This is a genomic window from Kibdelosporangium aridum (genome assembly GCF_900176515.1).
In the GTDB taxonomy this organism is placed as follows: Bacteria; Actinomycetota; Actinomycetes; order Mycobacteriales; family Pseudonocardiaceae; genus Kibdelosporangium; species Kibdelosporangium aridum.
Genome location: NZ_FWXV01000001.1, coordinates 332069 through 352104, shown reverse-complemented (window position 1 = coordinate 352104; position 20036 = coordinate 332069). Strand labels below are relative to the sequence as shown.

At 66.3% G+C, this 20036-nt stretch carries 19 protein-coding genes; 9 read left to right on the top strand and 10 right to left on the bottom strand.

Annotation, left to right across the window (positions count from 1 at the left end):
- Positions 1-5 precede the first annotated feature (5 nt).
- The 5 genes from B9C43_RS01150 to B9C43_RS56550 are packed head-to-tail and all read right to left on the bottom strand — an operon-like array spanning position 6 to position 3667.
- A complete protein-coding gene (locus tag B9C43_RS01150; RefSeq protein ID WP_084424203.1) occupies positions 6-1229 on the bottom strand; it encodes a GNAT family N-acetyltransferase in 1224 nt (407 codons plus the stop codon).
- 27 nt (positions 1230-1256) lie between these two features.
- The gene (locus B9C43_RS01145; protein WP_084424202.1) at positions 1257-2141 is read right to left on the bottom strand and encodes an arginase family protein; all 885 of its coding nucleotides are present in this window, start codon (positions 2139-2141) and stop codon (positions 1257-1259) included.
- Between the two features lie 12 nt (positions 2142-2153).
- Complete coding sequence (locus B9C43_RS01140) at positions 2154-2897, bottom strand: alanyl-tRNA editing protein (RefSeq protein WP_033384392.1); 744 nt, start codon at positions 2895-2897, stop codon at positions 2154-2156.
- Between the two features lie 18 nt (positions 2898-2915).
- Complete coding sequence (locus B9C43_RS01135) at positions 2916-3431, bottom strand: DUF2017 family protein (RefSeq protein ID WP_084424201.1); 516 nt, start codon at positions 3429-3431, stop codon at positions 2916-2918.
- Entirely contained in the window at positions 3428-3667 is a 240-nt protein-coding gene (locus tag B9C43_RS56550) for an ATP-dependent Clp protease adaptor ClpS (RefSeq protein ID WP_033384396.1), read from the bottom strand. Before B9C43_RS56550 ends, B9C43_RS01135 begins: the two co-directional genes overlap by 4 nt.
- Positions 3668-3694: 27 nt before the next feature.
- Between B9C43_RS56550 and B9C43_RS01125 the strand changes: the two genes are divergently transcribed.
- Positions 3695-5425, top strand: coding sequence for a DUF6461 domain-containing protein (locus B9C43_RS01125; protein WP_160096232.1), 1731 nt, complete (start codon positions 3695-3697; stop codon positions 5423-5425).
- On the opposite strand, the gene B9C43_RS01120 is transcribed toward B9C43_RS01125, so the two are convergent.
- Positions 5391-7682 carry a transketolase-like TK C-terminal-containing protein gene (locus B9C43_RS01120; RefSeq protein WP_084424198.1) on the bottom strand — a complete coding sequence of 764 codons (2292 nt, stop codon included), beginning with the start codon at positions 7680-7682 and terminating at the stop codon, positions 5391-5393. The genes B9C43_RS01125 and B9C43_RS01120 overlap by 35 nt on opposite strands.
- A gap of 124 nt (positions 7683-7806) precedes the next feature.
- Here B9C43_RS01120 and B9C43_RS01115 point away from each other — a divergent pair, with 124 nt between their 5' ends.
- On the top strand, positions 7807-8280 hold the full coding sequence (locus B9C43_RS01115) for an Lrp/AsnC family transcriptional regulator (protein ID WP_033384407.1): 474 nt from the start codon (positions 7807-7809) through the stop codon (positions 8278-8280).
- A gap of 96 nt (positions 8281-8376) precedes the next feature.
- Complete coding sequence (locus B9C43_RS01110; protein ID WP_235038384.1) at positions 8377-8811, top strand: cupin domain-containing protein; 435 nt, start codon at positions 8377-8379, stop codon at positions 8809-8811.
- Here the strand turns inward: B9C43_RS01110 and glpD are convergent.
- From glpD to B9C43_RS01095, 3 genes are read right to left on the bottom strand one after another with little or no spacing between them, the layout of a single operon-like run.
- Positions 8708-10471, bottom strand: a complete 1764-nt coding sequence (glpD, locus tag B9C43_RS01105) for a glycerol-3-phosphate dehydrogenase (protein ID WP_084424197.1) — start codon at positions 10469-10471, stop codon at positions 8708-8710. The two genes, B9C43_RS01110 and glpD, sit on opposite strands and share 104 nt — an antisense overlap.
- Before the next feature lie 4 nt (positions 10472-10475).
- Positions 10476-11972 carry a glycerol kinase GlpK gene (glpK, locus tag B9C43_RS01100; RefSeq protein WP_033384401.1) on the bottom strand — a complete coding sequence of 499 codons (1497 nt, stop codon included), beginning with the start codon at positions 11970-11972 and terminating at the stop codon, positions 10476-10478.
- Positions 11973-11985: 13 nt separating this feature from the next.
- Positions 11986-12801 carry an MIP/aquaporin family protein gene (locus B9C43_RS01095; RefSeq protein WP_033384403.1) on the bottom strand — a complete coding sequence of 272 codons (816 nt, stop codon included), beginning with the start codon at positions 12799-12801 and terminating at the stop codon, positions 11986-11988.
- Between the two features lie 156 nt (positions 12802-12957).
- Here B9C43_RS01095 and B9C43_RS01090 point away from each other — a divergent pair, with 156 nt between their 5' ends.
- The 4 genes from B9C43_RS01090 to B9C43_RS01075 all read left to right on the top strand — a co-directional run bounded on the left by B9C43_RS01090 (position 12958) and on the right by B9C43_RS01075 (position 17282).
- Positions 12958-13725 carry an IclR family transcriptional regulator gene (locus B9C43_RS01090; protein WP_084424196.1) on the top strand — a complete coding sequence of 256 codons (768 nt, stop codon included), beginning with the start codon at positions 12958-12960 and terminating at the stop codon, positions 13723-13725.
- 1 nt (position 13726) lies between these two features.
- A complete protein-coding gene (gene glpK / locus B9C43_RS01085) occupies positions 13727-15607 on the top strand; it encodes a glycerol kinase GlpK (protein ID WP_084424195.1) in 1881 nt (626 codons plus the stop codon).
- Between the two features lie 158 nt (positions 15608-15765).
- A complete protein-coding gene (locus B9C43_RS01080; protein ID WP_084424194.1) occupies positions 15766-16563 on the top strand; it encodes a hypothetical protein in 798 nt (265 codons plus the stop codon).
- Positions 16548-17282 carry an NHL repeat-containing protein gene (locus B9C43_RS01075; RefSeq protein ID WP_084424193.1) on the top strand — a complete coding sequence of 245 codons (735 nt, stop codon included), beginning with the start codon at positions 16548-16550 and terminating at the stop codon, positions 17280-17282. The genes B9C43_RS01080 and B9C43_RS01075 overlap by 16 nt, the downstream gene beginning before the upstream one ends.
- A gap of 21 nt (positions 17283-17303) precedes the next feature.
- Here B9C43_RS01075 and B9C43_RS01070 read toward each other — a convergent pair whose 3' ends face one another.
- Positions 17304-18845: an outer membrane protein assembly factor BamB family protein gene (locus B9C43_RS01070; protein ID WP_160096230.1), complete on the bottom strand. Its 1542-nt coding sequence runs from the start codon at positions 18843-18845 to the stop codon at positions 17304-17306.
- Positions 18846-18939: 94 nt separating this feature from the next.
- On the opposite strand from B9C43_RS01070, the gene B9C43_RS55355 reads away from it, so the two are divergent.
- Both B9C43_RS55355 and B9C43_RS01065 read left to right on the top strand, forming a co-directional pair.
- A complete protein-coding gene (locus B9C43_RS55355; RefSeq protein ID WP_143445999.1) occupies positions 18940-19149 on the top strand; it encodes a hypothetical protein in 210 nt (69 codons plus the stop codon).
- 281 nt (positions 19150-19430) lie between these two features.
- Entirely contained in the window at positions 19431-19844 is a 414-nt protein-coding gene (locus tag B9C43_RS01065) for an NB-ARC domain-containing protein (RefSeq protein ID WP_200825389.1), read from the top strand.
- The last annotated feature ends 192 nt before the right edge of the window (positions 19845-20036 follow it).

The window sequence follows — 20036 nt, the reverse complement described above, 5'->3', positions numbered from 1 at the left end:
TGCGGTCAGAACCAGTGCAGGCAGTGGGGCAAGCGCTCGGCGCGGAAGAGAGCGTCGGCGAGGGCGGCCACACCCGGCTGGTGAACCTGGATGTGTCCGGCACGCACGAGCATGCTCGGGGTGGTGCCGCCAAGGTAGATCGAGCTGAGGTCGCTGACGTCCAGCGACAGGTCCGGCTCGCGGTCCGTCGGGACGCACTCGCCCTTGCCGTCCCGGACAGTCAGCAGGTAGCGGCTGTGCTCGCCCAGGAACGGGTCCTCGACCTCGAGGACGAGCTCGCCGTCGAGGGACCAGCCGCGCGCGGTCAGCGCACGCGGCACGTCCAACAGCCGTACCCAGAGCCAGTCGGTGTCGCGGCTCACCTGGCCTGCGCGGAAGTCCGCCAGCTGCCAGCGCAGCGGGTGCTCGGGCGGGAAGTGCTTGAACACGACCTGAGTGACCAGGTCGTGTCCGAGCACGAACTGGGCCAGGGCCGTGAAGACGGCATCGTCGGTGGCGATGGTCTCGTCGACCGTCAAGGTTTCGTGATCGTCGAGCGAGTAGCTGGCGTACCCGTCAGGGACGCCGTCAACGTCACGGTGAACGACGACGTAGCGCGGCGCCGAAGAGATCGGGGGCTGCCCCGCGCCCATCGCCCACCAGCGGTGTGGACGGGACAGGGCGCCAGGCTGTGCACGGCGGTAGCGGTCGTAGACCTCTTCCAGGATCTCCCCGCACTCGGCACGCCGCAGTACCTCGACCGAGCCGATCGTGGGGGTGCCGGCCGTTGCGCGTGCCCGGGGAAGAGCGAAGGCGGCCTGGTGACGCTGCACGGTCAACTGCCGCGTGTAGGTCGCCGGTCCGTAGCCGAACCTGCGGTAGATCAGGGCCTCGGAGGCCAGCAGTACGGCGAAAACCTCTCCTCGGGACCGCAGCTCGGCGAGCTGATGCCGCATCATCGCGTTGAGCACGCCCTGGCGTCGGTGTGAGGGCAGGACGCCGACGGCGGTCACGCCGACGGCCGGGACGACAACCTCACCAGGCAGGGTGAGCTCGAAGGAGTACGCACCGGCGGTGCCGATAGGCCGCCCGTCCGCCGCCGTGGCGAGCAGATTGCGGTCCATCTCGAGCGCCGACCACCAGACCCCACGGCCGCCCTCGGCCGGGGTCTCCGAGAAGCGCCCGAACGCGGCGTGGATCGTGTCGACGAAGACGTCGAGGTCCTGGTCGGTCGTGGGACGGATCTCCATTGCTGGCACTGCCTCCGGGTCGAAGCACTAGGCGAACGCGGTGACGATCGCATCGGTGAGTTCGGCGGCGTAGCGGCCGTCCGGGTCCAGGTCCGGGTCGTAGATCGCCACGTGGAAGCCGACACAGCGGTCGTCGGCCAGCATCGGCCGCAGCAGGTCCAGCAGTTCGCTGTACTGCAGGCCGCCGGGATCAGGGGCGTCGGCGGCGGGCATGACCTCGATGTCCAGCACGTCGACGTCGAGGTGCACCCAGAACCCGTCGAGGCCGTCGAACCGCCGCAACGTCCGGGCTGCCACCGCCGCGGCACCTTCTGCCTGGATCTGCGGCGCGGTCCAGGCGAGGATGCCTGCTTCGGCGAGGTTGGGCACGTCCTCGTCGTCGTCACGGTTGCCGAGCACAACGACGTCGCTGTCCTGGACGTACGGGCCAAGACCGCCGATGTCGGTGATGTCGGCCTGGCCGCGGCCGGTGATCAGGGCCAGCGTCTCGCCTGCCGCCGCCCCGATCCGGCCTGCTTGCGCCAGCCGGAGGAAGTCAGCGCTGCCGTCGAAGTACGCCAGTCCGTAACGGCCCTTCTGACGCAACGTGAGCATGGGCGCGAGGAGGATGCTGCAGTCACCGCCCAGAACTACCGGGAATTCCCCCTGATCCAGGTGTTTGCCGATCCGGTCAGCCAACCTCACGGTGTAGTTCGCGATCGCTGAGGCGTTGAAGACCCCGTCGCCCGGCGACCACGCCGAGATGTCGTACCGCGGCGGCACCACATAGCCCGCGTCCGACGCGCCAAGCTTGTGCAGCAGGCCTTGGTCCCGCAGCGCGCCAGCGAGTTTGTAGCAGCCAGGCACGACGCCGGGCGCGGGCATGCGCAGGCCGAGATTGGACGGCGCGTCCAGTACGACAATCGGCTTCATCGCGAAGTTCTCTCAATCGACGATCTTGATGCGGACGCGGCGGTTTTGCCTGCCCTTGTTCTCTACTTTGGTCACCTGGATGCGGCCGATCTGCGCGGTCGACGCGACATGCGTGCCGCCGTCGGCCTGGACGTCCAGCCCGACGATGTCCACGATGCGCAGCTGCGGCTCGTCGGGCGGTGTGACGCCCATGGTCTTGACGAGTTCCGGGTTGGCCAGCGCCTCCTCCCTCGGCATGAAGCGCACGTCGATCGGGCGGTTGGCCTCGATCTCCCGGTTGACCGCGTCCTCGATGGTCGCCTTGAACCCGGGCGGCAGCTCCGGCAGGTTGAAGTCCATCCGCGCTTCCCCCGGCTCCATGTTGCCGCCGGTGACCAGCGCTCCGAAGTCACGGAAAACCGTGCCGCACAACACATGCAGGCCGGAGTGCGTCCGCATGAGACTGCTGCGGCGCGCGTCGTCCAGCGCACCTTGGACCACGGTCCCCACAGGTGGAACCGGATCACCGGCTACCGGCAGCAGGAACAGGTCATCGCCCTTGCGTGTGCCCGCGATCCGCGTCGAAACCCCTTGCCACAACAGCACTCCGTGATCGGGCGGCTGCCCTCCGCCACCCGGGTAGAACGCGGAACGGTCCAGCACGATCCCAGCCTCCGGATCCGCCGGGTCAGACCACAGAACCGTGCATTCCCACTCCCGGACCGTCGGGTCCTCCCAGTCCAGCCGATACGTCCGGCCGTGATGCCCAATACCCATGCCGACAACCTACTGACATCAGCCGCTGCCGAGCGCGCGGTTGACCGACTCGCCGAACGTGGGGTCGGCCGGCTCGATGCCGTTGAGCCTGTCCCTGATCAACGGCTGGAACCACATCTCGGTGAGCGCGTCGAGATACAGCGTGGCCTTTGTCGCCAACTGCTCGGCCAGGTCGTGCACCCTGGTGCCGTCCTTGCGGGGACGTAGCATGAAGCGCAGGTTGGTCAACGAGACGAACAGGTCGTCGAAATGGGACTGATCGCAGCCCGGCCCGCACTCGTGCCCCCAACGCTCGAGCGTCCGGGTCACCGCCGCGTAGACCTCGCCTCGCATACCGGCCTCATGGCGCGCCCGGAACTCAGCCGCCGCCTGAGGATCCGCCGAGACCGGCGGGAACAACGCCGCCAACGCCTCGGGTCCGCCGAGCTTCGGCGACGAGAAAACCCCACCCGACGGGAGCCGGCGCGCCTGGAAGCCCTGCAGCATCTCGGCGAGCACCTGCAGGCCCTCGTACACCAGTCTGTCCGGGATCATGCCGGCACCACCCCGCTGTGCAGGCCGAACACCTGCATCCGGGCCGCGGTCACCTCGGCGTCCTCCAGGTTGTCGTAGCACCCGACTTCCGCGACACCCCGGGAGTCGACTTCATGGGGCAGGTCAAGCGCCGTCCCCAATGCCAGACCAACCACCCTGTGCAGCACGAATGCCACTGTGGCCACGCTGTTGACGTCGTCGTCCCACAACAGGACGCGCCATCCCCCGCTACTCATGGACGCATTATCGGCCAGGATAGGGCGATGGGGATCAAAGAGTTCGAACCACTCGTCACGGCCGTGCTGCCCGACATCGTGCCGCTCGTGCCCCAGGAGCCGGCCGCCCGGCTTGGCCGCTGGGAACCGAAGGGGTATTCCGAGCGCGGTACGAAGGTCCAGTCCGCGCTGGAGGAAATCGGTGACGTGCTGTCCGAGCGGCTGTTGGGCGCGCTGGAACTGACCGTCGACCGGTTGTCCGTGGACATCCCTGACGACCTGGTAGCTCTGGAACGGCCGACTGTGACCAGGTTCGGCATCGTGTCGATGGGCGGCGAGCAAACCGCGACCAAGCAAGCAGTCGCCATCGTCGAGCAGGTGCATCCCGGAGCGACCGACCTCGTGGTCGAGCTCGTGCAGGCCTTGCTGGACAAGGCAGCCGTGCCCGGCGCGGCCGGGGACGAGAAGGAAATCGCGGCACAGCACGGCGCCTCGCACTTCGCACTGGCCGTTGTGGTCTCCACTGCCGTACTGCGTTCGTTGGGAACCGCGGTCGCCGCCGAGACACCCGCGATCATCGGCGCGGCACTGGGAGCGACGGCGATCGTCATACCGACCGTGCCGAAGCCCGCTGGTTACGCGGCGGCTGTGCTGGCCAAGCGCCGAGCCGAGTACCTGTTGCCAAGGCAATCCTCGGCGTCGGCTGTCGTGCGCGACCACATGTTCTGGATCACCGAGGGATCAAGCCCGTCCGATGTGGACTTCTCAGCCAACGGCCTCGTCGCGGCGGTCGAGGACGGCGTGGTAATCCGTACCGGCGTGGCGGAAGGCCACGCCCGCCTGACGATCCACATCCTGGAAGGCCCACCGGACGAGGTGGACCTGACCGGCTACGACGAGGTCGTGGAGATCAGCTGGACCGCCCCGGAAGGCGGTGCGGTCGTGCGCGGAGACGAACCGATGCACGGCTACCGCCATCACATGGGCGGCCGCCGGTGGGAGTCGCCGCCGTGGCCCGGTGACTACCGCATCCGCGTGCATGTGTACGGACGGGACGACGGCGAAGACTCCTCGTATCGGCTGACCATCTGGCAAGCCCCAGCCGCACCAGAGATCGTGTACAAGAAGACTGACCGCCTCGGTCATCGACTGCGCGGCGAACCCGAGCCACCACTGGTGATCCCGCCGGACGCCGACCACAGGTGGATCGAGAAAAGCACGATCAGCCAAGCCGCCACGATCACCGTCATCCAAGGTCTCACCCCTGAAGAGGTGATCAAGACATTCGGCGGCGACCCAGCGGCACCGGTGTCGATCAGGGAGATCGCGGAACGTCCCGCGTGGGAGCGGCTGAGCAATCCGCGATACGGCTACGTGCCTTTGCTCACTGTGCTCGCCGTGGACGACTACGTCCTGGCCGTCGAGGACAACGGTTTCGAAGGCTCTGACCGGGAGACGCTGACAGCGTTGTCCCGCAAGGGCACAGCCGCGAGCGTGTACTGGAACGTCAACGCCAACTTCCGGCTCACCTTCGCCGAGAACGGAAATCTGGTGTACTCGGGGTCGCCGCGAATCGACCCGGGCGCACCGCACATCGAAGACCTCGACTTCGAGGACTACCGGCACGAGCACGCGAAGGGCATGACCGCGGTCGCCCGCTTCACCGGCCGCGGGTTCACCGAAGAGGACCTGGCCGCGATCTACGCCGCGGACCAGGCTTACGTCCTCGAGGACGATCCACTGCCTAGTGACATGCCAAATCCATTGACGCTCGAATAATGCTGTCGGCGTCAAGCCCGTGATAGCGGTAAACGTCCTCAATGGACCCGGACTGGCCGAACCCCGTGACGCCAAGGCTGGTGTGCCTGACCTGGTTGATGGTGGCCAGGAAGGAAAGCGTGTGCGGATGACCGTCAAGCACCGTGACCAGCGGCGTGGCCCGGGCGAAGACCTGGTCGAGGATCCACGATTCGGCGTGCTCATGGCCTTGGCGGGCACGTAGAGCGCGGTACAGCAGGCCGGGACTGGTCACACAGACCACGTCCGCGACCACCCCGGCCTGCTGCAGCCGATCCGCCGCGGCCAAGGCTTCAGGCACCACAGCACCCATGGCGGCGATGGTGACCTGAGGATTGTCATTGCGCCGCAAGGAATAGGCGCCGGCAACCACGTGCCGTCGGCGCCGTTCCCGCGCGGCCGGGTCGGTCGGCACGGCAGCGAGGGTCTGATCGACCGGCCGCGTGGACAGCCGGAGATACGCCGAACTGCCATCCGGCCGACCCAGCCGGGCCAAGCTGGCCAGCAACGTCCACTCGGTATCAATGGCGAACGCAGGCTCGTACGCGATACAACCCGGCTGCTCCAGACCGATCGACGGCGTCTTGATCGACTGGTGCGCACCACCTTCGGGCGCGAGCGTCACACCGGACGGGGTGCCGACGATGATGGACTGGCCGCCCGCGTAGATGCCGTACGACCAAGGTTCCAAGGCACGTTCCACAAAGGGGTCGTACAGCACGCCGATGGGCAGCAGCGGTTTGCCCCACCGGCTCCAGGTCGCGCCGAGCTCACCGAGCAGGCTGACCAGGTTCACCTCGGCGATGCCGAGCTCGATGTGTTGCCCGGTCGGCTTTTCCCGCCAGTGCAGGATGGTCTCGGCGTCGTCGGCGAACCAGTCAGGGCGCTCGATCGGCGACCACACGCCGACCTTGTTGACCCACCCGCCGAGGTTGGTCGACGAGCTGACGTCCGGGCTCACCGTGACGACCCGTGCCGCGGCTTGTGGCGCCGAGCGAGTCAGATCCAGCAGTGTCCGTCCCAAAGCGGCCTGGGTGGTTGCCGTGCCGGACGGCGTCCGTCCGATATCAACCGGGAGCTCCGGCGGTTGTTCGACACGGATGTCCTCGCGCCGCAACCGGCCTGCCGTGGCGAAGCACAGTCGCCCCGCCGCGCTGTCGTCGGCAAATCCCTGCCATGGCTCGTCCAAATCGGTGCCGAGGCGGGTTGCCAGCTCACGCATTTGCTCGGTGGTCAGCAATGACGAGTGGTTCTGCGGATGCCCTTGAGTCGCCAGGCCGTGCCCTTTGATGGTGTACGCGAAGATCACCGTCGGGCGCGAGTCGTCGATGGCGCCGAAAGCCTTGTCCAGTGCCTCAAGGTCATGCCCGCCCAAGTTCGCGAAAGCGGCGACCAAGGTGGCGTCGTCGAGCCCGCTGATCAGCTCGGCGATCTCAGTGCTGTTCCCCGGCAGCCGCTGCCTGAGCTGGGCGGCGTCGCATCGCAGCAACCGTTGGTATTCCGGGTTGTTCATCGTGTCGATTCGCCTGCGCAGCTGCGATCCACCGGGCCGGGTGAACAATTGCTCAAGCAGCCGGCCGTATTTCAGCGTGATGACCTGCCAGCCCGCGGCCGCGAACATGCCTTGGAGCTTGTCCGCGGCGATCGCGGGCACCACTCGGTCCAGTGACTGGCGGTTCAGGTCGACGATCCAGACCAGCTCGCCGAGCTGCGGGACCATCGGGTCCATGATCGCTTCCCAGACCGCGCCCTCGTCGAGTTCGGCGTCACCGAGCAGCGAGTACTGCCGCCCGGACGTGCGCTGGCCGAGGTATCTGCGAGCGATGGCGCCCCAGATGGGCGCGGTCGCGCCGATTCCGACCGATCCGGTCGAGTAGTCGACCGGATCGGGATCCTTCACGCGGCTCGGATAGCTCTGCAGCCCACCGAAGTCGCGCAGCCTCGGCAGGTATTCCTTGTCCAGCGAGCCAAGCAAGTAGTTGATCGCGTGCAGGACGGGTGAGGCGTGCGGCTTGACCGAAACCCGGTCCTCGGCTCTGAGGTGGTTGAACCACAAGGCGGTCATGATCGACACCAGTGACGCCGACGAAGCCTGGTGCCCACCGACCTTGAGACCCGACGGGTTCGGGCGCACCCGGTTGGCGTGGTGCACGATCGCGGTGGACAACCACAGCACGCGGTCCTCGATCTCCCGCATCACCTGATGCCGGGTCAGCGCCCGCTCGTCCGTGACGGACATGCCATCCTCCTGCGCAAAGTGATGAACAATGGCATCACCGACCGAGCAGTAGCACAATTGACAGGCGGAAGTTTGAGCAGAATGCACGCGTGATGACCCCACGACGGCCCGGAGAGTGAGCACGATGCCCAGCCTCGACCCGATCGACGCCAAGTTGCTGCTGGCGCTCACCCGCAACCCACGTGCGACAACCGTCGCGCTCGCGGACGAAATCGGCATCTCCCGCAACACCGCGCAAGCCCGCCTCGCCCGGCACGAACAGGACGGCACACTGGAGTCCTTCGAACGCCGGATCAACCCGGCGGCCGTTGGCTACCCGCTCAGTGCGTTCATCACGGTTCAACTGGTCCAGCGCAAACTGGACACCGTCGCCACGGCACTCGCGGCCATCCCGGAGGTTCTGCGGGTGGACGGCATCAGCGGTGTGGTCGACCTGATGGTCCAGGTCGTCGCCACCGACGCGGACGATCTTTACCGGATCGCCGGGAAGATCCTCGCCATCCCCGGCGTCGAACGGACCAACGTCGCCTTGGTCATGCGCGAACTCGTCCCCTACCGGATCAGCCCGCTGTTGGAACAAGTCGCTCAGGGTGACTAAGCCGGTCACATGACATCACTTGTCACAGACCGGTGTGTCATCTGGTCTTTGGTTGTGCACGGCTGGACATCACCGGCCCACGGAAAGTGAGGGACGTTGTCTCACGAACACGTGCACGAACTGGAGTACGCGGGCGCACCACCGAAGATCGAGGTGGTCGCCACGGTGCCGGGAGCACCCCCGGCACCGCAGGGCGCGGAAGCGATGACCATCCTGATCACGCTCCCGCCCGGCAGCCCCGGTGCGCCACCGCACCGGCACTCCGGCCCTGCCTACGGCTACGTGGTCAAAGGCGAGATCATGTTCGAGCTCGAAGGCGAGCCGGAGCGGGTGGTCAAGGCAGGCGAGGCGTTCTGGGAGCCGGGTGGGGACGTGATCCACTATCAGGACGGGAACAACCTCGCCGATGCCGAGTCCGCTTTCGTGGTCACCATGTTCTGTGCGCCCGGCGCGCCGATGCTGACTCCCGTGTCGGCTGAGGAGTTGGAAGCACGGAAGGACCGTCGGGCACCAAGGCCGTCGCAAGGCTGAGACGGGTGGCGTTGGCCGCGGTGTCGTCCGGTTCTTCCTGGGCCGCCCGTTCCGCCTTCACGCGGGAGAGGTAGTTGTCCACTTCGTGCTGGCGTTGGGTGTCGTCCCAGTCCAGCAACGGCGCCATCAGGGCAGCTACTTCACCCGCCGCGGTCACGCCGCGATCCCGTTCCTCGATGGAGATCCTGGTACGCCGGGTCAACACGTCCTCGAGGTGCAGCGCGCCCTCGTGGGTCACCGCGTACACCGCTTCCGCCTTCAGGTAATCCGGTGCGCCCGGAATCGGTTCGCCCAGCTCGGGTTGTTCCTGGATCAGCCACAACAGGTCATGTATAGCCGTGCCGTAGCGCTGAAGCAGATGTTCGGCACGCTCCACTGGCAACCCGAGACTCCTGCGGTCACGCCACAAGGACTGGTAACCGTCACCACCGAGGATCGGCAGCCGGTCGGTGCGCGAACGTGGTACGTCCCCAGGGATGTTCTTGGCCGCGACGTCCACAGCGTCCTCTGCCATCACACGGTAGGTCGTGTACTTGCCGCCGGCGATGAGCACCAAGCCGGGAATGGGGTTTGCGACCGCGTGTTCACGGGACAGTTTCGTTGTCTCCGCGGCCTTTGCGGCGAGCAGGGGCCGCAGACCCGCGTACACGCCCTCGATGTCGTCATGGGTAAGAGGTTTACGCAGCACGGCGTTCACGTGGTCGAGCACATAGTCCACATCGGCCTTGCTCGCCGCAGGGTGCTCACGGGAGAGATCCCATGGGGTGTCAGTGGTTCCGACGATCCAGTGGTTGGCCCACGGGATCACGAACAGCACGCTCTTCTCGGTCCGCAGGATCAACCCGGTGTCCAGGTCGATCGCTTCCTTGGGCACCACGATGTGGACGCCCTTGGAGGCGCGAACCGTGAAGGGCGCGGGAATTCCCGCTGCCTTGGACAGGTCGTCGCTCCAGACCCCGGTCGCACCAACCACAACGCGGGCTTTGACCGTGAACTCAACGCCAGTCTCCAGATCCTGGACGTGAGCGCCCGTGATCCGGTCGCCCTCCCGCACCAGCGACGTCATCCGAGTCCTCGTGAGGATCGAAGCGCCCAACTCCGCCGCGGTCCGCGCGACCATCATGGTGTGCCGCGCGTCGTCGACTTGCGCGTCGTAGTACTGGATCGCACCTATCAACGCGTCAGGCGCGAGGGAAGGCGCGACCTCGAAAGCCTTGCGGCGGCTGAGATGACGGTGGCGTGGCAGAGCACGCGCTCCGCCGAGCGTGTCGTACAGCATGACGCCCGCGCCGATGTAGCCGCGCTCCCACACCCGGTGCTTCAGCGGCACCAGGAATTTCACCGGACGCACCAGGTGGGGAGCCAGCTTGGTGAGCAACAGCCCACGTTCCTTCAGTGCCTCCCGCACCAGCTTGAAGTCGAGCTGTTCCAGGTAGCGCAGGCCACCGTGGATCAGCTTGCTCGACCGGCTCGACGTTCCCGCGGCGAAGTCACGGGCTTCGACCAGCCCGACGGACAACCCTCGGGTGGCGGCGTCGAGCGCGATCCCTGCTCCGGTCACGCCGCCGCCGATGACCAGGACGTCGACTTCCTGACTGCTCAGCTTCTGCAGCGCGTCTGCGCGGTATCGCGGGGAAAGGGGTACGGAAGGCACTGTCATCTCCCTAGTTGACGTCGACCCAGTCGAGGGTCCGGCCGACGGCTTTCTGCCAGCCCGCGTAGCCCGCGGCCCGTTGTTCCTCGGACCACGACGGCTGCCAGCGGCGGTCCTCGTTCCAGTTCTGCTCGAGTTCCGCGGTGGACTTCCAGAACCCGACGGCCAGACCAGCCGCGTAGGCCGCACCGAGTGCGGTGGTCTCCGCGACGACCGGCTTGGACACGGGAACACCGAGGATGTCGGCCTGCATTTGCATGCACAGCTGGTTCGCGGTCACGCCACCGTCCACACGCAACACGTCCAGCTTCACACCGGAGTCGTTCTCCATGGCCTGGACCACGTCCCGGCTCTGGTAGCAGATCGCCTCCAGGGTCGCCCTGGCCACATGTGCGTTGGTCGTGGCACGGGTAAGACCGACGATCGCGCCACGCGCGTCGGACCGCCAGTACGGCGCGAACAGCCCGGAAAACGCCGGTACGAAATAGATTCCGCCGTTGTCAGCGACCTGCGAGGCCAGCGTCTCGCTCTGGGCGGCGCCGCTGATGATGCCGAGCTGGTCACGCAGCCACTGGACGGCCGAGCCGGTGACCGCGATCGAGCCTTCCAGCGCGTAGACCGGTTTGTCGTCGCCGAACTGGTAGCACAACGTGGTCAGCAGGCCGTGCTTCGAGCGCACGAGCTCGTGGCCCGTGTTGAGCAACAGGAAGTTGCCCGTGCCGTAAGTGTTCTTGGCCTCGCCCGGCCGGAAGCAGACCTGGCCGACGGTCGCCGCCTGCTGGTCGCCCAGGTCCCCGGTCACGGCAAGCTCGCCGTGCAGCGGACCGTCGGACCGGGTGGTGCCGAAGAAGCCGGACGACGGCTTGATCTCCGGCAGCATCTGCCTCGGGATGTTGAAGAACGACAACAGTTCGTCGTCCCACGCCAGGGTTTCCAGGTCCATCAGCATCGTGCGGCTGGCGTTGGTCGGGTCGGTCACGTGCTGACCGGTCAGGTTCCACAGCAGCCACGTGTCGGTCGTGCCGAAGATCGCCTCGCCGTTCTCGGCGTCTTCCCGGACACCCTCGATGTTCTCCAGGATCCACTGGAGTTTCCCGCCGGAGAAGTACGTCGCGGGTGGCAGGCCAGCCTTGCGGCGGATCACGTCACCCTTGCCGCTGCGCTCCAGCTCCGCCGCGATGCGGTCGGTCCTGGTGTCCTGCCACACGATCGCGTTGCAGTACGGACGCCCCGTCCGGCGGTTCCAGACCACTGTGGTCTCACGCTGGTTGGTGATCCCGAGCGCGGCGAGGTCCGAAACGGACAGGTTGGTCTTGGTGAACGTGGACTCGATCACCGAGCGGGTGCGTTCCCAGATCTCGGTCGGGTCGTGCTCGACCCAGCCCGGCTTGGGCAGGATCTGCTCGTGCTCGAGCTGGTGGCGGGCGATCTCGTTGCCGCCGTGGTCGAAGATCATGAACCGGGTGCTCGTGGTGCCCTGGTCGACGGCTGCGACAAAGTCCGGCATGGCTGGTCTCCTTTCAGGCAGACTGGAGTTCTTTGGCCTGCGCGACGGCGGGCTCTTCGGCGGGCAGGTAGCGCTCGATGAAGAACTTGTAGATCGCCGCGCCGATCAGGCCGCCGAGAATCGGCGCCACAATGGGTATCCACCAGTACGGGAAGTCGTATTGGTCCTTGAACGCCGTTTCGTAGCCGGTCAGCCAGGAAGCCAGTCGCGGCCCGAAGTCACGGGCGGGGTTGATCGCGTACCCGGCGTTGGTCCCCCACGCCATGCCGATCGCGACCACGGAGAACCCGACGACCAGTGGCGTCATGTTGGCCAGCGGAGCGGAGTTGCGCAGGTCGGTGATGGCGAAGATGACCAGCACGAGAATCGCGGTACCGATGATCTGGTCACGGAAGGCGCCCCAGTCACCCACCGGAAGCGTGCCGTTACCCGGCAGCGTCGAGAAGACACCTTGCGTCTTCATGGTCAGGCCGGGATCGGCCGCGTTGAGCACCTCGGTGTAGTTCCAGCGCACCAGCATCGCGGCGACGAACGCGCCCGCGGTCTGCGCCAGCGCGTACGGGGCGACTTTGCGCCACGAGAAGCCCTTGAACACCGCCAGTGCGATCGTCACCGCGGGGTTCAGATGCGCGCCACTGATCTTGGCGGCCACGTACACGCCCAGCGTGACGCCCAGCCCCCAGGCCCAGGCGATGCTGTCGTGATCACCGATCCCGGCGGCCGCGACCTGGGCCACCACCCCGCACCCGAACAGGATGAGGATCAACGTACCCACGAACTCGGCGGCTAACTCGCCGTGCAGTCCGCGGGCCTTGAGGTTTCGCACCATTGCTTTCCTCCACAAAGGACACCCGGCTCCCCTGGCTGCTCGAACGTTAAGATTGCGGAAAAGGCAGGTCAACGAGGTGCGGTCGGCATTGTCGAACGGGCACGGAAGGGTGTTCGACATTGTCGAATCGCAGCCGGTGGGGTTAGGGTTCGCGCCGTGCCAGGACCTATCCAGTCGATCGAGCGAGCCGCCGCGATCCTGCGGCTGCTGGCGCGCGGCTCGGGCAGGCTCGGCATCGGCGAGATCGCCGAATCGCTGGAACTGGCCAAGGGCACCGCGCACGGAATCCTGCGCACGCTGCAGGGCGTCGGGTTCGTCGAGCAGGACAAGGACACCGGCAAGTACCAGCTCGGCGCCGCCCTGCTGCACCTGGGCACGAGCTACCTTGACGTCAACGAACTGCGGTCACGAGCGATCAACTGGGCCGACGCGCTGGCCGCCCGCAGCGGCGAGGCCGTTCGCATCGGCGCGCCACTGGAAGGCCGCGTGCTCGTAGTGCACCACGTGTTCCGGCCGGATGACTCACTGCAGACCCTCGACGTCGGCGCGTTGCTGCCGTTGCACGCGACCGCGCTCGGCAAAGTTCTGCTGGCGTACGACACGACTCTCGTGGCATCGTTGCGCGGCGGCGAACTGGAGGCCTACACCCGGCGGACTCTCGCTTCGCCCACAGCGGTCAAGCGAGCACTGGCCGGCGTCCGTGAAGCGGGCTGGGCCAGCGAGCTTGGCGAGATGACGCCCGGCGAAGCCGGGATCGCGGCGCCGATCAGGGGGCACGGCGGCATTGTCGTCGGCGCGATGGGGATCTCAGGAGCGGCGGAACGCCTCTGCGACCCGGATGGCAGTCCCAAAGCGACACTGCTCACCTACGTACGTGACGCCGCCCGCGCGGTGTCCCGCGATCTTGGCGCTTCTAGGTGGTGACATGGCGCAGCGTTACGTGATGTCGATCGACCAGGGCACCACATCGACCCGGTGCATCCTGTTCGACGCGCGTGGCCGCCTGGTTTCCGTGGTGCAACGCGAGCACCAGCAGTACTTCCCGCGGCCGGGCTGGGTGGAGCACGACGCGGCCGAGATCTGGCGCAACCTCAGCAAGATCGTGCCGGACGCGCTGGCCCAAGCAGGCGCGACGGCTGAGCAGGTCGTCGGGTTGGGCATCGCCAACCAGCGTGAGACGACCGTGCTGTGGGACCGGCGGACGGGCGCGCCCGTCGGGCGGGCGATCGTGTGGCAGGACACGCGCACGGACCGGATGATCGAACAGCTCGAACGCGAACCCGGCGCCAAGCGGGTGCGTGAGCTCTGCGGGTTGCCGCTGACCACGTATTTCTCCGCGCCCAAGATCCGTTGGATGCTGGATCAGACACCGGGCTTGCAGGAGCGGGCCGAGCGCGGCGAGGTGCTGTTCGGCACGATCGAGAGCTGGCTGATCTGGAACCTCACCGGCGGTCTGCACGTCACCGACGTCACCAATGCCAGCCGGACCATGCTGATGAACCTGCGCACCCTGTCGTGGGACGCCGAACTGCTGGAGTTCTTCGACATTCCACGGGCGATGCTGCCGGAGATCCGATCGTCCACAGAGGTCTACGGCACAACGACGACCGTGGTGCCCGGCATCCGGATCGCGGCGGCGCTCGGTGACCAGCAAGCGGCGCTGTTCGGCCAGACGTGTTTCGCGCCGGGCGAGGCGAAGTGCACGTACGGTACGGGCAGTTTCCTGCTGCTGAACACCGGCCAGACGCCCGTGCTGAGCAAGCACGGGATGCTGACCACCGTCGGGTTCAAGATCGGCGACGAGCCGGCCGTGTACGCGTTGGAAGGTTCGATGGCGGTCACCGGTTCGCTGGTGCAGTGGTTCCGCGATGGCCTTGAACTGATCAGCAGCGCACCCGAGATCGAGACTTTGGCGCGGACTGTGCAGGACAACGGCGGGTGCTACATCGTGCCCGCGTTCTCCGGTCTGTTCGCACCACATTGGCACAGCGAAGCCCGCGGTGTGATCGCCGGGCTGACGTCGTACATCACCAAGGGGCACTTGGCCCGGGCCGTGTTGGAGGCGACCGGCTGGCAGACCCGCGAAGTCGTGGACGCCATGAACGCCGACTCCGGCCTCGCCCTGTCGACGCTGAAGGTCGACGGCGGGATGACCGCGGACAACCTGCTGATGCAGTTCATCGCGGACGTGTTGGACGTGCCCGTGGTCAGACCGATGGTGGCCGAGACCGTGTCACTCGGTGCGGCTTACGCGGCGGGCCTGTCCGTCGGCTACTGGCCTGACCTTGAAGGACTGCGCCGCAACTGGCACCGGGCCGGACAGTGGCTGCCCGCGATGGCGCCCACGCGGCGAGACACCGAGTACGCGCAGTGGCGGCAAGCCGTGGAACTGACGTTCGGGTGGATGCGCCCGGCCCACGACTCCCGGCGCCCAGCGGGCACGGACCTGATCGACGTCATCCTGGACGACCACCGGCAGATCGAGCACCTGCTGCGGGAACTGCGCAACGAAGACACCGACCGGGCTCGTGTCCTCAGTGAACTGTCCGCGCTGCTGGGCGCGCATTTCGCTGCCACCGAACGGATCCTGCACAAGCGCGTGGACATCTCGCTCGACCAGGACATCCTCGATCTGGAGGCCGCGGTCGAGGCGCACATCCGGGACGAGGAACGAACGCTGCTCAACGAACTGCGGCGGTCACTGTCCCCTTCGGACCGCACCGCGCTCGGCCGGGCCTTCACCGCGGAGTCCCGGAATTATGCGGCAATTGTACGCACTCGGCCTACCATCCCCCACGACGAGTAAGTCCTTATCGTGTGGGGGTTGTACGGTGAGCCGTCTGCTGTCCTTGGTGGTATTGGCGGGTTTGCTCATCGCACCGTCCGCTCATGCGGCCGATATGCACCTAGGCAACGAGGGATTCGACAACGGGCTCATCGGTTGGAGCGGCTCCCACACCGCGGGTGGCTGAACTGTACCTGCGTTTCCGGAGTTCTACGGGCAGTTTGCTTGGCATCGCCAACAGCGGGGAGATCTCCGGTAACCAGTGGCGGACCGTCACGGCCGCAGGACGTGCGCCTGCTGGCACAGCAACGGTTTCGGCGCTCATCTATTCCGGAGTGTCCAACGTCGGCACCGCGTACTGGGACGAGGTGCTGATCAGCAAGGACGTCACCGATCTCGGTGTGCAGATCGAAAGCACCGTCCCCAACGCCACGACATTCGCCGCAGGCAGGGCATATAGCGTCTTCACGAGCACCGCGGACGCCAATCCGCAGGTCGCGGCGATCGATCTGGCCACCGAGACGGTGACCAGGAAGATCACGCTGCCGGACACAGTGACCCACCCGACCGTCGGCGGATGGGCTGCGGCAACGGCGACTGACGGAAGCGTTTACCTTGGCACGTATCCCAATGCCAAGCTCTACAAGTACGTTCCCGGCGAGGCGACGATCACTGATCTCGGCAAAGCGGAGGGCGGCAATTCAGTTGTCTGGGAACTGGAACCGGGAGCACACAACGAGGTCTACGGCGGTACCTCCGACGACGGCCGCTTCTTCAAGTACGAAAACGGCGCTGTCACAACGCTTCTGGCACCAGCGACGACGAACGCCACTTATGTCCGCAGTCTCGCGCATGATCCTGTGGCCAACGTCAGCTTCCTGGGCACAGGCTCCAACGCGGCGCTGATCAGGTACGACCACGCCACCAGGACCTGCTTCCGGCGGCGTACGCCCACAACTCGATGGTCGGCGGTCTGACATGGACCGGAAACCGGCTCTTCGCGTGGATCGACCGCACATTGCTCGTCTTGCAGATCGTTGGCACCCAAGCAGTCATCGAGACGTCGATCACCGACGTGGACCTGCACCACTCCCCCGCCCGAGACGGACGGGTCTGGTTCGTCAAGGACGGACTGCTGCACTCGTACGACGTGGCCACCAAAGCCGTGCAGGCCACCACGGCCCGTCCAGGTCTGGACGCCACCGGCTACACGTGGTTCAACGGCACCCTGGTCAGCATCGGCGCATCCATCGACGGCACGCGGATCTTCAAGTACAACCCGGAAACCGGCGCGTGGACCAGCCGGGTCGTTCCCGGAACACCGGTTCTCCCTGCCGCCATCAACGCGCTCGGCGCAGGCCCGGACGGCAAGATCTACAGCTACGCACCTGGTGACGCCTGGCCGCCAAAGCTGGAATACACCGGCGGCAGCGCCGGGAACAAGGCCCATGACTGCGAACCCGGCCAAGGCCCGCCGCCGCAGGACCGCCCGTACGCCCTCATCGGAGGATCCTACGGAACGGTGTACATGGGCACGGTTCCCAAGTACGGCAAGCGAAGCGGCGCGTTGACCGTGTGGAAGGACGGCACTGCTAATCAGCAAGTCCACCAAGGCAATGACTGTCTTGCACACCGCGCCCGGCACGGAAGGCCTGACGGCGGACAAGTACGGCAACCTCTACTACCGCATCGGTGAACGGCTCTACCGGCTGACCATCTAACCGACGCTGTAAGCCATCCATTGGTGTTCGCTACCACCGCCGCCGGACTGGAACTCCACGCCATACGCCTTGTCGTCGGCGTAGACGAACCCGATCCAGACGGTCGGAATACCGAAGTCGCCGTTGTTCTTGGGCTTGACCTCCGTGGTCTTCTTGCCCTCGACCTTGCCGGTGGCAGCGTCCACAGTGACCACCGACTGCTTGTAGTCCAGTTTGGTCTGCACCGGAGATTCCAGCGCGACCACCTTCTTGTCGTCGGCCGCCAGCACCTGCATGAACAGCAGCCCTGGCTGGTCGACCGCCCAGAGGTTCTTGCCGGTGGCGAGGTCGACGGCGACGAGCTGGTTCGGCTTGTTCTTGTTGGGTGCGGTGATCGCGTACATCACGTTCTTGTCCATGACGAACCGGTAGTCCTTGGTGTACGCGCCGACCGGCAAGGTGTTGAAGCCGACTCCGACAGTCGCGAGCCCCTTGTCCGACTGGGACGCGGTGCGCTCGTCCGAGATCTTGTTCTTGATGTTCCACGCGTCGTCCAGCAGCAGGAGGGAAAGCTGCTCGTTGCCGGTCTGGTGGACCTGCAGGACGACCGGTTCACCGGAGATCACGCCCATCGAGCTGATCTTGGCGCCGACGTCCTGCTCGGTGATCTTCTTGGTCCTGGTGCCTTGTCCGTTGACGTCAGATTCGTCGAGCAGGAACGTCTCGGCGCCATCGTTTTCGGTGCAGGAGGACAACACAACGAACTTGTTCTTGCCGCTCGGCCGCAGGTCCCGGGGACTGCAGTTCGGCGTCTGCCCCTGTGGCCGGCTGCTCAGCAGTCCCTGCCACCTGCGCTTGCCGTCGTCGAGGTTGATGCCGAAGACGTTGAATCCCCAGTTCGCCACCATCGTGTCCGCGATGATCTCCACCGGCATGCCGCTGACCGGGGACGTCACGGTTCCCTGCGGGTACGCCAGCACAGAGCTCCAGCCGAACTGCCCGGTCTGCAGATCGAGCACGGTCGCGATCCCGCAGTCACCGGAAATCGGGCTGGTCGTGCTTTTCGCCAGGCCGACCGTGAGCCCCAGTTTGCCGGTGGAGGACGCCGCGCCACTCGCCCCGCAGAAGGCAGCGGCCTGCCCCTCGACGTCGGGGGCCTTGGCCACCCACTTCTTCTTCCCGGTCTCGCGGTCGATCGCCGTCACGGACTTCTGCGTGACGATGACCAAGTCCGAACCGGCCGCGAGCGCACGGATGACCGCAGTGGTGTCCCCCTTGTTGCCCTCCACGGTCCACGGCTGGAACTGCGGTGCCCCAGTCGTCGGCGCGCCCGCGGTCTGCTGCGGCGACTCCGGCGACCCCGTAGTCACCAGCACGACAGTGACCCCGGCAGCGACCAGCAACACAACACCTACGAGGGCGACCCACAGCCAGGTCTTCGACTTCTGCGGTGGCGGTGGCTGGGGTGGCCATCCGGGAGGCGGGTACTGATAGCCGCCATACCCGGGACCAGGCGGCGGTTGCTGCCCGTATGGGCCTGGAGGACCTTGCCAAGTCACCGTCTGCCTCCCCAGAAATGCGATCCGCGCGGATCGTACTGCCGGTAAGCGGCGGCTGCTCCCCGAAGCGAAAAAGTGCGCGGTATCGTCACGGGTGAGCAAAATCGTCGAGATCCACAATCCGGCTCACGCTGTCATGGACGTCGTGTTCCTGCATGGCCTGGACGGCGACGCACACAAAAGCTGGACGGCGGCGGATCAGCAAGGGTTTTGGCCACAGTGGCTGGCGGAAGACGTCGACCGGATCGCGGTGTGGCCGGTCGGGTACGACGCATACAGGATCAGGCCTGACCAAAGCCGCTGAAGCACTAGGAGTCGTATACCGCAGCACCCCGGCGGTCAAGGACCTGCGTCGCGACGACGCTCACCTACGTCGGCTGAACGACCGGTACCGCGACTGGGCGAGCGAAACGCACATCGAGCACCTGGTCTTCTTCGAAACGCATCCCACCAAAACCGTCCAGGTCGTTGACGCGTCCTCGGCAAATCCCGGGCTGGCAGGGGTACGTCCCATCCCAGTGGACGCCGACGGCGGACCGCCATTTGGTCAGCCGAGTTGAGTTGATCAACCAAACAGTCGACGCGGTGCGTAGCGCGGACAATCTGATCGTCGGGTTGTACGGGCCAGGCGGGTTCGGCAAAACAACCCTCGCCAATGAGGTGAGCCGGCTCACCGAGAACTCCTTTCCCGGTGGAACGTTGTGGGTCACTCTGGGCGAGGACATGCCTGACCCTGTCCTCGCGGGCAAAGTCAATGATCTGTGTGAACTGCTGTCCGGGACCCGCCCGACATTGACCGACCCGGCAATGGCGGGACATCGCCTCGGCGAGTTGCTCGACGAACGAGCCCCGGTGCTCCTGGTGATCGACGACGTCTGGGCGGCTCACCACCTCACCCCTTTCCAGGCCGGTGGCCGCTCCAGCCTCGGACTGGTCACCACCAGGACCAAGGGCCTCATCCCCGAGGACGCCGCTGGAACTGCTGGCATGTCTGGCTGATGCCCGCACCGACGCAGGCAAAGCAGACGCCGTGGTCTATCAGCGCGTTGCCCATCATCTTCGCGACGACTACGGCGACGAACGTATTTCACAGCTGGAGCTGGCCGCCAGACGAGCAGCTGCCACCGAACTCGCCGATGCCACCACCAGCCTGACGCCCAGCCGCCAATGGGCTTGCACCTGGGCTCACTG